This is a genomic window from Sphingopyxis sp. Geo25, assembly GCF_949769135.1.
GTDB lineage: Bacteria > Pseudomonadota > Alphaproteobacteria > Sphingomonadales > Sphingomonadaceae > Sphingopyxis.
The window spans coordinates 69,777-82,948 of sequence record NZ_CATKOZ010000006.1; the positions used below are offsets into that span (position 1 = coordinate 69,777).

Sequence of the window (13,172 nt, forward strand, 5' to 3'; positions counted from 1 at the left end):
GCACGGCTTGCCTCGGGCGTGACCCCGGCCGGAGCCGGGATCACGCACGGGGATTTCTTCAGAATTTCAGCGATCCGCCAACCGAAAAGGTCGTGCCGGTCTTGTACAGGTTATAGTAGATGGTGTTGTCACCATTCTGCTGCAGTTCCTTGTACTTGGTTCCGAAAATATTGCGCGCCTCGAACTTGATCTCCAGCTCCTTGCCGAACAGCGGGAAGCCCTGCCGCGCGACGAAATCGACCTGGATGCCGGGCTTTTCGAAGATATCGGGCTGGCCCGACGGGCCACGCCGCGTGATGCGGTCCGACGCGTAGGAGATCAGGATCGTCTGCTGCGACAGCTTTTCGGTATCCTCGAGGCCGAATTCGACGTTCACCAGATGGTCCGACTGGCCGGTCAGCGGCGCCCCGTCGCGGAAGAACTGGCTGGCCAGGGTCGCGCCGGTGAAGGGGAAGGCCTTGACCGGATCGTCGGCGCCGACCTTCAGCTTCGAATTCGACCAGGTATAGTTGCCGATGAACACACCGCGGCGCGTCGCGAAAAAGCCGTCGCCCCAGCCGCTGAGATCGAAATGTTTCTGCACTTCGAACTCGACGCCATAGAGCGTCGCTTCGGGCGCGTTGGCAAAGCGCGTCGTCACGCTGTTGCCGTCGAAGCTGGCATAGGTTTCGATCGGATTCTTGATCTTCTTCCAAAAGCCGCCGATCGACACGCGCTGTTCGGGCGCGAAATACCATTCGAGGCGGCCTTCGGCATTGTAGAGCTGGCTGTCGACAAGCTGCGGGTTGCCCTGGAAGCTCCGGTTGGTGTCCGGGTCATAATAGGACTGGAACACAAGTTCGCGGAACTGCGGCCGCGCGATCGTCTTCGAGGCGCTGAGGCGAACCTGCATCTGCGGCTGGATTTCGTAGGTGATCGTCGCGGCGGGAAGCAGGTAATTGCGATTGAGGTTGGTGTCGGGCGGCAGCGTCGGGTTGACGGTATAGACCTGCACCGCGCTCACGCGCTCGACCGCGGTTTCGTAGCGCGCGCCGATGTTGACGTTCAGCCCGTCGAGAAGGTCGGCCTGAATCTGGAAATAGGCCGCATGGTTGCGCAGGATCGCGCGGAACGTCGGGTTCGAACCCGTGCTGTCGACCAGGCTGATCCCCGTCGGGCTCGGGTTGGCCGGGCAATTGGGGTCGGTCGGCGGATTGAGCGGCGGGAAACAGATCACCGCCTGCGACAGCAGCAGGTCGGGACGCAGCAGCGACACGGCCAGCGGGATATCGTTGTTGCCCTGGAACAGGAAGTCGCGGCGTTCGGTGACGCGGTTCGTGTCGCTATAGGCATAGCCATAGACCGCCTTGATGCCCGGCGCGATCTCGTAGGTGAAGTCGATCCCCGCCGAATAGAGGTTTTCGTTGAGGTCCGAAAAGGCGATCGACGCGCTGCCCGGACGCTGGCCGGTGTTCAGCGTGTTGGTGAAGAACTGGCCAAAGGGATCGGTCGCGCTGTTCGACCGGCTATAGAGGAAGCTCAGCTCGAACGGTGCTTCGCGCTGCGAATTGGCATAGCTCGCGCGGACGTCGATATCGAGGTCGTCGAACGGCTGGAATTCGCCGACGAACTGGGTGTCGATCAACTGGCGCGCATACCAGGCGGTGTCCTGGTACTGGAAGCTGACGCCAGGGTTGGAGTCGGCGGTCAACGGGCGATCCTCGGCGCCTAGACGCGCTTGCTTGATCGTGTCGCGAATATAAAGGCTGGTCCAGCGAACCTTGTTTTCGCCGAATTCGGCGCTGAGGCCCAGCAGGCCGTTCACGACGACGCGGTTGTCGGTGATCACGCGATTGATATTGGTGTTGAGCGACGACAGGTCGAGCGCGTTCGCGGTCTGCTGCGTCACGTCGCGCGTGCGCCACTTGCTGGTATAGCCCGCTGTCGCGATCAGGCCGATCTCGGTGCCGCCGATCGTCCACGACTTGCCGCCGGTGATGTTCGCGCCCCAGTTGACGGGCATGTCGTTGTTCGTCTGGACGAGCGCATTGCGCGCGGTCACGAACTGGCCGGCGATCGCCTGCTGGTTCACGCTGGGATCGTTGATGCGAAGGCCCGAGGCGCGCCACGCGCGATAGGCCGACGGCAGGTTGCGGCCGCCATCGCCGAAGCCGGTCCAGTCGCTGCCGGTGCCGTAATAGGTGTAGCCGAGCTGGCCGGTGGTTTCCGAATTGCCGCCGATGCTGCCACCGATCGTCAGGAAGGGATCGCGGGGGACTGCCTTGGTCGTGAGGTTGATCACGCCGCCGCCGAACTCGCCGGGGAAATTCGCCGAATAGCTTTTCTGCACCAGCGACGAGGCAATGATGCCGCTCGGGAAGATATCGAGCGGCACGACGCGCTTCAGCGGCTCGGGGCTCGGCAACGGCGAACCGTTGAGCAGCGCGAGCGAATAGCGGTCGCCAAGGCCGCGGACATAGACGAAGCCGTTGCCGACGACGCTGAGGCCGGTGACGCGCCCCAGCGCGCCGGCAATATTGCCCTCGCCCGTCCGCGCGATATCGGCGGCGCCGAGTACCGAGACGACCTGCGGCGCGGTGCGCTCGATATTGGCGTTGCGGCGGCCGGTGACGACGATCTCGGCCCCCGGGATCGACACGTCGGTTTCGTCTTGGGCGGCCTCTTCGGCGGCCACGTCGGCCGGCGTTTCGGCGGCGGGGTCGGCCGGATCGACCGGCGTTTCGGCGGCGGGGTCGGCCGCGGGCGGCGCGGGGGTTTCCGTGCCCGGCTCGGACTGCGCCATGGCCGTGGCGGGCGCGACGAGCGCCGTGGAAATCAACAACAGGCTGGCGAGCGGGAGCGGCTTGGACATGGCGATCACCCCTTGGGATCCTTAAAAATCTGGAAGATATGCGAGAGGGAGCGGCGCGCGCCGCTCCCTCCCGGTCGAAGCCAAAAGCCTCAGAAGGTCGGCAGCGAGGTGCACAGACCGGTGTTGCCCGTACCGAAGTTGGCGGTGGCGCTGTTGCAGGTCCAACCCTGGAACCACGTGTCGGTCGCATCCTTGACCGCGCCGATATAGGTCGTCTGGTCGAAGAAGCCGGCGCGGGTCAGTTCGATCGAGTTGAACGTCTGGCCGTTGAGCGTCGAGACGTTGAACGGCGTCACGGCCGTTTCGGTCGCGCCGTTGATGTAGAGGCTGGTCAGCGTCGGCGTATAGGCGTCATTGTTGCCGTTCGTACCCGTGCCGAAGATGGCCGCCGTCGCACCGGCGGTGATGCCGCTGTCGATATATTTCGTCGACGAACACTGCATCAGCACCGAACGGAAGATCGGGGCGCCGAACTCGTCGATCGCCGCGTCCTGGGTACCCGAGGCAGTCTGCGTGCGGCTGATGCGCAGGCAGGGGTTGTTCGGGCTGACCAGCACCGAGTTGTACACGCCATAGTCGGTGCCGCCGCGCAGCAGCATCGACGCCTGGTCCGCCGAGGCGTTCTGCGAATTCTGGTAGAAGACGAAGTTCGCGACGCGGGTGTTCTGGCGCGGCGTGTTGCCGTCGAACGCATTGTCGGTGTCGGCCTCGATCATCGCGTCGCCGACGTTCGGACGCTGCACGATGATGCCGTACTGGAAGTTCGCCTTCGCGCCGACGTCGGTGTCGAGGTTATCGTCCTCGGCGCCGATACCGATCAAATGCTTCACATGGGCGTGCCCGCCGAAGACTTCGAGCGCGTCGTCCGAGCTGTTGTACGACATGATATGGTCGATCTGCGTCGCCGAACCGATCGCCTGCAGCGTCAGCGACTGGAGTTCGCTGTTGCCCGACAGGATATAGCCCGAGAAGCGGATCTGGACATAGCTCATCCGGCCGCTGTTGTCGTTGTTGAGCACGCCGCCATAGAGCGCGGGGTCGACCGCGCCTTCGGTCTGGCGTTCGCAGGCGTTGGTGCCCGGCGTCGCGGTGCCCGATGCGCAGTCGGTGATCTGCGAGCGGCCGCTCAGCACCACACCGCCCCACTGGCCCGACGAATTCTCGGTGTTCAGGCCCTGGATATTGTCACGGCTGGTGAAGATGATCGGGCGCGTGGGCGTGCCGACGGCCGAGATGCGGTTGCCGCGGTTGACGTTCAGCCACGACGGACCCGATTCGCCGTAAAGGATGACACCCGGTTCGATCGTCAGCACGACGTCGGCCGGATCGGACGTTTCTTCGGTCGGCCCCTGGTCCGAACCGACATCGACGCGGCCGTTGATGCGATAGACCAGGCCGGCGATCTTGGGCAGCGTGGTGCTGCCGGTGATGACGGACGGCAGGGTGCAGACGCGGAAGCTGCCGATCGACGGATTGTTGATCGTGCCGCTGTCGGTCAGCGAACCACCGCTGATCGTCGGACAGCCCGCAGCCGGAGTCACCGACGGCGGGGTCGGGGTCGGCGTGGGGGTCGGCGTCGGGGTCGGGGTCGGGGTCGGGGTCGGGGTCGGGTTGATAATGATCGTGCCACCTTCACCCGGCGACGCGATGTCGTCGGCGCCGCACGCGGCAAGGGTGGAACAGGCCACGCTGGTGAGCATGATCAAACGAACGCGTGCGAAAGCCGCCATGAAATTCTCCGTTCCCGGTGTGCGCCGCGTTGGGCGCTGTGATAAACCACCGGCGAACGAAGGATGAGCACCACCTTGCCCCCGGTGCCGCCGCCACTAGGGTGATTCGATGACGGTCTGACGCCAGAGCGATGACAGTTGGATGACTCTTTGGAGTCCATTTGGTGACACCCGCCGAAGCCGCGGACTTCTGGCTTCGCACCTGCAAAAAAATAAAAGCGCCCCAGCTCGCTTGCATCGCCCGAAAAGCTTTGCTAGGCGCCCGCTCCTACCTGGTGCCGGACGCGATCCGGACCATCATGATGTGCGGTCGTGGCGGAACTGGTAGACGCGCAACGTTGAGGTCGTTGTGGCCGAAAGGCCGTGGAAGTTCGAGTCTTCTCGACCGCACCAAACAGTCCTGCGGGACTTCGAAAAAAGCAGCAGTGATTTGGGATCGCCCCGCAAGGGCGCGCCTTGCCGAGGCTAAACCCCGGTCTCCGCGATCGACGTGAAGCATGATCTTTGGGTGTCGCTCCGGCGGTTTTTCGAACAGCCATTCCGGCGGGGCGGTGATCGCGGACAAAAAAGCGCCCGCCGGAATGGAACCGGCGGGCGCCAGATGAAGATTTCTGTCCTCGAACGAGGAAGAACTCTTCTGGGTCGCAAGGGGCAATTACACCCCGCGACCGGGTCGCGATTGGACGAAAGCGCCAAATCGTCCCCTGATATCACACTCTTGCTAGAGAGTTTTGGCAGCGCCGCAACGGCGGGCCGGGCGCCGCCTATGCCGAAAACAGCTCGGCGCGGGTGAAATCGACCGATCCCGCATCGCTGCCGAGACGCAGCGTTCCAAGCCGCCGGTTCCAATAGCTTTCCGACCCGTCGGCCAGCCGCCACGCATGCAGACGGCGGGTGAAGAGCTGGAGGTCGTGTTCCTCGCTGATCCCGATCGCGCCATGAACGGCGTGCGCGCTCGCCGCGATCCGCGCCGCGGCCTTGCTGGCGACCGACTTCGCCGTGGCGGCGGCCGCGAGCGCCGGCGGGAAGGCGCCCGCGCTGCCGAGCTGCGACGCGATGCGCGCGGCAACCGCGTCCTCGGCCATGACCGCCATCGTCTGCTGCAGCGCCTGCTGGCGCCCGATCGGCTTGCCGAACTGGATACGCTCGTTCGCATAGGCTGCGGTCATTTCGACGAGCCGGTCGGCCGCCCCCGCGATCAAGGCGGCGCGCAGCACCGCTGCCAGGGCGCGCAGTCCGTCTTCGGGCGCGGCGAAGGCGTCGGCGCCCGGCAACGCGTCCCAGCGCATCACCGCCGAGAGGTCGCCGGTCACGCCGGTTGCTTCAGGGTCGCCCGAGGCAGCCGCGACCAGATGCAGCCTCCCCTCGCTCTCGACCAACACATGGTGCGCGACCCGCCCGAACGGCACGACGGTGCGCCGATCCTGGCCGGCAACGGCGAGCGCGACCGGTCCGTCGGGGATCGGCCGTCCGGCCGCGGCGAGCAGCGCGCGCGCGATCATCGTCTCGCCGACCGGCAGCGGCACGGCGCGCCGCCCGAGTTCCTGCCACAGCGCATTGGCGACCGCGAGCGGTAGGCCGGCGCCGCCCGCATCCTCGCCGACCAGCGCGTCGAGAAAGCCCGACGCCGCAACCTCGGCCCACATCGCATCGGCGCTGCCGCCACGCTCGACGGCGCGGACCGCGGCGGGCGCCGCGATCGTATCGAGCATCCGCACGAAGGGTTCGATCAGATCCGCAGCGTCCATCAGCGTAGCCCCATGCCGCGCGCGACGATGCCGCGCAGGATTTCCCGCGTCCCGCCGCGCAGCGAAAAGCTGGGCGCGAGGTGGGTGACGTAGAGCAGCGTCCGGTAGAGCTCGGCATCGACCGCCTCGTCCGGCCACGCGGCAAGGTCGGCGCCGATCGCCACCGGCAGCTCCTGTTCGAAACTGGTGCCCAGGTCCTTCACCAGCGATGCCTCGACGACCGGGCTCTCCCCCGCCGCGAGCCGCGCGGTGCAGGCGATCGACATCGCGCGCAGCACGCCAAGCCGCGCGGTGAAATCGCCGACCAGATCGAGCGTCGCCGTGTCGTCGCGCCCCACGCCGCGCAGGTGGCGGATCCACGCATCGAGCAGCACGACGCTCGAATAGATGCGCTCGGGCCCGCTGCGTTCGAACGCCAGTTCGGCGGTCACCTGCTTCCAGCCCTCGCCCTCATGGCCGATCAGCGCCTCGGCGGGAAGGTCGACATCCTCGAAGAACACCTCGGCAAAATGCGCGTCGCCCGCCAGATCGACGATCGGCCGCACGGTGACGCCCGGCGCCTTCAGGTCGATGATCAGCTGCGACAGGCCTGCGTGCCGATCCTCGCTGCTGCCCGAGGTGCGGAGCAGCGCGATCATATAGTCGCTGTGCATCGCGTTGGTGGTCCAGATCTTCTGCCCGTTGACGCGCCAGCCGGTCTCGGTCCGCGCCGCGCGGGTGCGGACGCTGGCGAGGTCGGATCCCGACCCCGGCTCGCTCATCCCGATGCAGAAGAACAGCTCGCCGCGGCAGATGCGCGGGATATAATATTGCCGCTGCTCCTCGGTCCCGAAATTGAGGATCAGCGGCGCGCTCTGCCGGTCGGCGATCCAGTGCGCCGCGACCGGCGCCCCTGCCGACAACAGCTCCTCCACGACCACAAAGCGCGCGAAGGGTCCGCGCTCGTGCCCGCCATAGCGCTTGGGGAGCGTCAGCCCCAGAAAGCCGGCCTCGCCGAGCCGCCGGCTGAACGCGGCATCGAACCCCGCCCACGACCGGGCGCGGCGATCGTCGGGCAGCGCCGCGACCGCCTCGGCGACGAGCGCGCGGATCGCGGGACGGATCGCCTCGTCTTCGGGCGGCAACGCCGCCAGGCTCAATGTGTCGAACAGCGTCCCGCCTCCCGCTTCTTGCCCGCCCGTACGCCCGTACGCCCGGCTGGCGGCACATTGCAGCCGCGCGCATCGGGATCAACCGATTTCCTCCGCCAATCGCTCCCGAAAGCGCGCGAGGCGCGCGACCGCTTCGTCGAGGACCGCACCCTCCTTGGCGAAACACAGCCGGACGATAGGCGTCGGGCCGCCGCCCTCGCACAGCGCCGAAACTGGAATCGACGCCACCCCCGCCTCCCGCACCGCGCGCTCGCTGAACAGGCGGTCGTCGATCGCGAGTCCCGATGCCGCAAGGTCGACGCACAGAAACCATGTCGCCGCGCCGGGCAGGACGGCGAAGCCCGCGCCGGTCAAACCCTGCGCCAACCGTTCGCGGCCCGCGGCCCAGGCGGCACGCTGCGGTGCGAACCAGCCGTCTGGCCGGTCCAGACCCTCGGCGACCGCCCATTGCAGCGCCGGCGGCGTCGTGAAGGTCAGGAACTGGTGCGAACGCCCGATCGCGCGCGCCATGCCGGGCGAAGCGCAGAGCCATCCGACCTTCCACCCTGTCAGCCCGAATATCTTCCCCGCCGACCCGATCTTCACCACGCGCGCCGCCATGCCGGGCAGCGAGGCGAGCGACCGGTGCGCGATTCCGTCGAAGCGGACATCCTCCCACACCTCGTCGCAGATCGCGACCAGATCGTGCCGCCGGCACAGGCCGGCGATCATCGCAAGCTCGGCGGCGCTCGCGACCGTGCCCGCCGGGTTGAGCGGATCGTTCAGCACCAGCGCCCGCGTGCGCGGCGTGATCGCGCGCTCCAGCGCATCGGCGTCATAGTGCCAGCCGGGCGGGCGAAGATGGACCGACACCGGCGTGCCGCCCGCCCGCCGGATCATCGGCGCATAGCTGTCATAGGCGGGCTGGAACAGGATGACCTCGTCGCCCGGCCCGACCAGCGACAGGAAGGTGGCGGCAAGCGCCTCGGTCGCGCCCGACGTCACGATCACCTGCTCGCTCTCGAGGGTCATTCCCTGCCGCCGCGCATAGAAGCGGCAGATCGCCTCGCGCAGTTCGGGGATCCCCCACGCCGGGGGATATTGCTGCGACCTTTCGTGCAGCGCGCGCACGGCGGCGTTCAGCATGTCGGGCGACGGCGGCCCGTCGGGAAAGCCCTGCCCCAGATTGATCGCGCCGTGCGCGCGGGCGAGCCCCGACATATGCTCGAAGATCGTCGGCGCTATCGCGTCGTAAATCGGGTGAATGGCGGGCATCATGCTCCGGCGCGTCATGAGTGGCGGTTTGCATACGATGTTCGCACCGAGGGACGCTGTAAAGGGGGCAGCCGTGCGTCGCCCCTTCGGGCAACCGGGCCGCGGACTCTATGCCCGCTGGACCTCCGGCTGCCGCTGGGCACCGGCGGGTTCGTAAGCCGCCTTCATCCGGGCGAACATCATCACCTGGCTCGTCATGATGTCGATCTGCGCCGCGATACCCTCGTCGGTGAGCAGCCCGTCGGGATCGAACAGCGGCTGGCTGCTGTTCGCGGTGACCGCCATCGGGGTCGGCCAGCCGCGCAGCGCATGGGTGATCGAACGCAAGGTCGCGAGCGTGCTTCCCGCCGCCTGCCAGCCGCCCGCGACCGCGACCAGCCCGACGGCACGGCCATCGAAATAGGGCTGCGCGTCGGAGACGAGATCCTGCGCATAGTCGAGCGCATTCTTGACCACCCCCGACACGGTGCCGTGATAGGCGGGCGAGGCGACGATGATCCCGTCGGCATCGCGCAGCGCGCCGGTCAGCGCCTCTGCCTTCGCGCACCGCTCGCTATGGTGCGGGGCATAGAGCGGCAGGTCGATCGCTTCGCCCGCGAACAGCATCGTATCGGCACCCCGCGCCTCGCAGCGCGCAAGCGCGTGGCGGAGCAGCCGCTCTGCCGAGCCGCCGGTCGTGGCATTGCCCCCCAGCGCGACGATGCGCGGACGGCGGACGGAAACGGGACGATCGATCATCACGCTCTCCCTTAGTTGAAGGTCACCTGGCTACCGCCGCGCAGGAAGGCGATCGCGTTGCGGCGAAGGTGGTTGGTGCCGGGATTGAGGATCGGCTCGGGCGAATATTGCGCCAGATAGACGCGGCGCATGTTCGGGGTCGAATTCGATCCGGTCGCGTGGAGCGCAAGGCTGGAAAAGGCGACGACGCTGCCCGCAGGGACTTCGAGCGTCACACCCTCATCGTCGCCGGTGTAGCCGACCAGATCGTTGCTCCCCGGCTGACGGACGTGCGGGACGATGCCTTCGCGCGTCTCGGGCGCCTGCGAAAAAGGCATGATGCGCACGGTGCCGTTCGCCACCGTGGTATCGTCGAGCGTGCACCAGCAAGTGAGGTACGGCTTGTGGTCGGCGGGGCCGCCATTGCCGACGACATAGCCCGAATCCTGGTGCCAGCTGAACGGCATGCCTTCGCTGGCGCCCTTCACGACATATTGGTCGTAGAAGAAATAGGCGTCGTCGCCGAGCGTCGCGCGGCAGATGTCGGCCATCGTTTCGCTGAACAGCATCTTCCTGAGGTCGGGCTGCTTGCGCTGGCATTCGCCGGCGAAATAGCGCTTGCCCTTGTGGCTGATACCGTCGACCTCGACCCCCAACGCGTCGAGCCGGGCGTCCTCGCGCTCGATGACGCGGCCGCATTCCTCGCGCAGCAGGTCGAGCAGCGGGCCTTCGAGAATGCGTTCGAACACTGCATAGCCTTCGGTCGCGAACTGTTCGCGCTGAGCCGCGTAATCCATTTCCGTCTCTCCCGGATTTATCCGATAGCGACTCGATACCCCCAAATCGGCCATCGTATCCAATCGAATTGCATCCCTCAGCCATACGTCTATACTATGGCTCATGCGAATGAGACAGGTCGAGGCGTTTCGCGCCGTGATGATAAGCGGGGGCATCACCGCCGCCGCGACGATGCTCAACATCAGCCAGCCATCGGTGAGCCGGCTGATCGCAGACATGGAGCGGGCCGTGGGGTTCCGGCTCTTCGACCGGCGCGGCGCGCGCGTCCATCCGACCGCGCAGGCCCAGGCGCTGTACGAAGCGGTGCGGCGAAGCTACGCGGGGCTCGACCTGCTCGACCAGGCGGCGCGGCGTATCCGCGCGCACCCGGTCGGCACGGTGCGCATCGCGGCGCTGGCCGCCATCGCCATGTCGGTGCTGCCCGCCGTGATCGCGCGCTTTCGCATCCTCTATCCTGAGATCAAGATCACGGTCGAATCGCTGGGCCAGCGCGCGATCGAAGAACGCGTCTTCCTGGGGCAGGCGGACCTTGGCATCGGGGTCGATGCGCCGGGGCGCGAAGGCATCAGGTCGACGCTGCTCGCGCGCGCCGAATATGTCTGCATCCTGCCCGCGAACCACCCGCTTGCGGCGCGGCCGCACCTCGCGGTGGCGGATCTGGCGGGGGAGGAGTTCATCGGCCCGATGCACGAGGCCGACGCGCTGTGGAACGGGATCGACGCCGCGCTCGACCATTCGGGCATCCCGGTGTCGCGGCGGCTGGAGACGCAGCATTCGCAGATATTATATGCCTTCGTCGAGGCGGGGCTCGGCGTGTCGATCGCCGAACCGTTCAGCGCCCCGCTGTTCCACCGGCTGAACGTCGCGGTGCGCCCGATCGCGCCGCCGGTCTATCTCGATTTCGCACTGCTCGAGCCCGACATCGGGCCAACGCCCGAGATCGTTGCGTGGCTGAATGCCGATGTGGCGCGCGAGACGACAGCGTGCCTCGCGCATGTGCGAAAGGTCGTTTCTTCCAATTAGCGTCCGGTGGTTGGGTGGCTGTCAGATGGCCGGCGCAGTCCGGTCAGGCCGCCATGCGCAGCCGGTTCCGTCCCTCGCGCTTCGCCGCATAGAGTGCCTGGTCGGCGCGGTGGAGCAATTCCTCGGCGTCAAGCTCGCCGTCATAGACCGCCAGCCCGATGCTGACCGTCGCGGGCGGCAGGTCGCCGCCGCTGTCGTCGGACTCGATGGCCTTGCGCAGCCGTTCGGCGACCAGTTCGGCCGCCTGCGCGCTCGACCGCTGGAGGATGCAGACGAACTCCTCGCCGCCGAAGCGCCCGACCATGTCCTCGTCGCGCAGCGACGCCTTGGCGCGCCGCGCGACGCGGCGGATCACTTCGTCGCCGACCGCGTGGCCGAACTCGTCGTTGATGCGCTTGAAATGGTCGATGTCGAAGATCGCGACCGCCAGCGGCGCGCCATGGTCGCGCGCGCCGACCATCGCCTTTTCAAGGAAGGCCAGCGTGTGGCGCCGGTTCGGCAGGCCGGTCATCATATCAGTGTTGGCGACCCGCTCGGCCGCGTTCCGCGCCGCTTCGAGGATGCGGGCATTCTCGACCGTCTCGGTGACGTCCTGCAGCGTTCCGAAGATGCCGACGGGCTTGCCGCCGCGCCCCGTCTCGATCAGTCCGTGCGACTTGACGTGCCTGACCTCGCCGTCGGCGCGCCGCAGCCTGCCCTGATATTCGAAGGGCTGACCGGTTTTCACTGCCTCCCGCAAGATGCTTTGCGCGATTTCCCGGTCCTCGGGCAGATATTGCTCCATGCTGTATTCGACGTCGACTGGCGTGCCGGGGGCGAGCCCGTGGATGCGATAGGTCTGATCGGACCATTCGATCGCCCAGCGCACCAGGTCGACGCGCCAATGGCCGACGAGCGCCGCGGCTTCGGCCTGCAACAAGGAACGATTGCTCTGTTCGAGCCGCCTCGCCAGCCGCCGCTGGGCGACGAGCAGCGCGGCGAGCGGCAGCGTCGTAAACAGCATCGCGAGCAGGTAGAATTGCAGGAACAGGACGCGCGTCGTCCGATCGGCCTCGATCGCGGCCACCGGTCCCATTCCCTGACCGGTCAACAGCGAGGTAATGATCGTCACGATCAGCATCGCGGTCGCGGCGCCGAACGGGCCGACGCGATAGGCGGCGGCGACCACCGCGATACACGGCAGGAAGGTCGAGGGGAAATGCGCCTGCGAAAAGGCGATTGCGGTCACCGCGGCGGTGGCGGTCAGGATCAGCACCGCCTCGCCCTTCATCCGCGCCGGGGCGTGCTCCAGCGCCTTCGAGCCGATCAGCCGCGCCAGCGTCACGATCGGCGGCGTCACGATCAGAATGCCGAGCGCGACCGTCGTCAGCCACGACAGGAAGAAATCGAGGCTGCGCCCGCCCAGACTGACGCCAACGAGCGCCGTCGCGATCGAGGCGCTGAGTGCGCTTGCCGACAGCGCGGCGATGCAGAAATTGGCGAAGGAGCGCGGGACCATGAACGACAGTTCGCCGGCTTCACGGCGGCGGATCAGCCACAGCGCGGTACAGGCCTCGCAGCCGTTGGCGACGGTGAAGGCGGCCGACAGGGCGAGGCTCGATCCGCCGAGCATGTTCGCGGCCAGGCTCGCCACGGCCATGCCGGCCAGCGACGCGAGGCGGGCATGGGCGGGCATCAGCAACAGCAGCGCGAGCAGGTAACCGCTCGGCGGCCACACCGCAGCGGTGTTGTCGGCCCCCTTGGTGGCATGGAGCGACACGGCGGCCAGCAGGAAATAGCCGAACGCCGTCAGCAGCGCCCATACCGCCACTTCGACTCGGGGAGAGTGCGACCGCGTCATCGGGTTACCCTAGGTCGACGCTGGCAAATAAAGCGCTAAGATTTTCCCCGTTTTGTACCA

9 protein-coding genes and 1 tRNA gene are annotated in these 13,172 nt (G+C 67.1%); 2 read left to right on the forward strand and 8 right to left on the reverse strand.

Annotated features, from left to right (window positions below; all coding sequences use genetic code 11):
* Positions 1 to 58 precede the first annotated feature (58 nt).
* On the reverse strand, positions 59 to 2,851 hold the full coding sequence (locus QOL68_RS15215; RefSeq protein WP_282949979.1) for a TonB-dependent receptor domain-containing protein: 2,793 nt from the start codon (positions 2,849 to 2,851) through the stop codon (positions 59 to 61).
* 89 nt (positions 2,852 to 2,940) lie between these two features.
* Complete coding sequence (locus tag QOL68_RS15220; RefSeq protein ID WP_282949978.1) at positions 2,941 to 4,581, reverse strand: beta-helix domain-containing protein; 1,641 nt, start codon at positions 4,579 to 4,581, stop codon at positions 2,941 to 2,943.
* Between the two features lie 306 nt (positions 4,582 to 4,887).
* Here QOL68_RS15220 and QOL68_RS15225 point away from each other — a divergent pair.
* Positions 4,888 to 4,974: transfer RNA gene (locus tag QOL68_RS15225), tRNA-Leu, on the forward strand.
* A 371-nt stretch (positions 4,975 to 5,345) separates the two neighbouring features.
* Here the strand turns inward: QOL68_RS15225 and QOL68_RS15230 are convergent.
* From QOL68_RS15230 to QOL68_RS15250, 5 genes are all read right to left on the reverse strand, one after another.
* Complete coding sequence (locus QOL68_RS15230; RefSeq protein ID WP_282949977.1) at positions 5,346 to 6,329, reverse strand: acyl-CoA dehydrogenase family protein; 984 nt, start codon at positions 6,327 to 6,329, stop codon at positions 5,346 to 5,348.
* Positions 6,329 to 7,468: an acyl-CoA dehydrogenase family protein gene (locus QOL68_RS15235; RefSeq protein WP_282949976.1), complete on the reverse strand. Its 1,140-nt coding sequence runs from the start codon at positions 7,466 to 7,468 to the stop codon at positions 6,329 to 6,331. The genes QOL68_RS15230 and QOL68_RS15235 overlap by 1 nt, the downstream gene beginning before the upstream one ends.
* Positions 7,469 to 7,558: 90 nt before the next feature.
* The gene (locus QOL68_RS15240) at positions 7,559 to 8,752 is read right to left on the reverse strand and encodes an aminotransferase (RefSeq protein WP_283404327.1); all 1,194 of its coding nucleotides are present in this window, start codon (positions 8,750 to 8,752) and stop codon (positions 7,559 to 7,561) included.
* A 90-nt stretch (positions 8,753 to 8,842) separates the two neighbouring features.
* On the reverse strand, positions 8,843 to 9,472 hold the full coding sequence (locus tag QOL68_RS15245; protein ID WP_282949975.1) for an NADPH-dependent FMN reductase: 630 nt from the start codon (positions 9,470 to 9,472) through the stop codon (positions 8,843 to 8,845).
* An 11-nt stretch (positions 9,473 to 9,483) separates the two neighbouring features.
* A complete protein-coding gene (locus tag QOL68_RS15250) occupies positions 9,484 to 10,248 on the reverse strand; it encodes a phytanoyl-CoA dioxygenase family protein (protein WP_282949974.1) in 765 nt (254 codons plus the stop codon).
* A gap of 103 nt (positions 10,249 to 10,351) precedes the next feature.
* On the opposite strand from QOL68_RS15250, the gene QOL68_RS15255 reads away from it, so the two are divergent.
* Positions 10,352 to 11,272, forward strand: coding sequence for a LysR substrate-binding domain-containing protein (locus QOL68_RS15255; protein WP_282949973.1), 921 nt, complete (start codon positions 10,352 to 10,354; stop codon positions 11,270 to 11,272).
* A gap of 43 nt (positions 11,273 to 11,315) precedes the next feature.
* On the opposite strand, the gene QOL68_RS15260 is transcribed toward QOL68_RS15255, so the two are convergent.
* Positions 11,316 to 13,112 (reverse strand): sensor domain-containing diguanylate cyclase, encoded by a 1,797-nt coding sequence (locus QOL68_RS15260; RefSeq protein WP_282949972.1) that lies wholly within the window; start codon positions 13,110 to 13,112, stop codon positions 11,316 to 11,318.
* Positions 13,113 to 13,172 lie beyond the last annotated feature (60 nt).

What these genes read in the sequence shown, in the direction of transcription:
- QOL68_RS15220 (WP_282949978.1), bottom strand. Translation starts at nt 4,581, where the DNA reads ATGGCGGCTTTCGCACGCGTTCGTTTGATCATGCTCACCAGCGTGGCC.
- QOL68_RS15260 (WP_282949972.1), bottom strand. Translation starts at nt 13,112, where the DNA reads ATGACGCGGTCGCACTCTCCCCGAGTCGAAGTGGCGGTATGGGCGCTG.
- QOL68_RS15250 (WP_282949974.1), bottom strand. Translation starts at nt 10,248, where the DNA reads ATGGATTACGCGGCTCAGCGCGAACAGTTCGCGACCGAAGGCTATGCA.
- QOL68_RS15245 (WP_282949975.1), bottom strand. Translation starts at nt 9,472, where the DNA reads ATGATCGATCGTCCCGTTTCCGTCCGCCGTCCGCGCATCGTCGCGCTG.
- QOL68_RS15215 (WP_282949979.1), bottom strand. Translation starts at nt 2,851, where the DNA reads ATGTCCAAGCCGCTCCCGCTCGCCAGCCTGTTGTTGATTTCCACGGCG.
- QOL68_RS15230 (WP_282949977.1), bottom strand. Translation starts at nt 6,329, where the DNA reads ATGGACGCTGCGGATCTGATCGAACCCTTCGTGCGGATGCTCGATACG.
- QOL68_RS15255 (WP_282949973.1), top strand. Translation starts at nt 10,352, where the DNA reads ATGCGAATGAGACAGGTCGAGGCGTTTCGCGCCGTGATGATAAGCGGG.
- QOL68_RS15240 (WP_283404327.1), bottom strand. Translation starts at nt 8,752, where the DNA reads ATGACGCGCCGGAGCATGATGCCCGCCATTCACCCGATTTACGACGCG.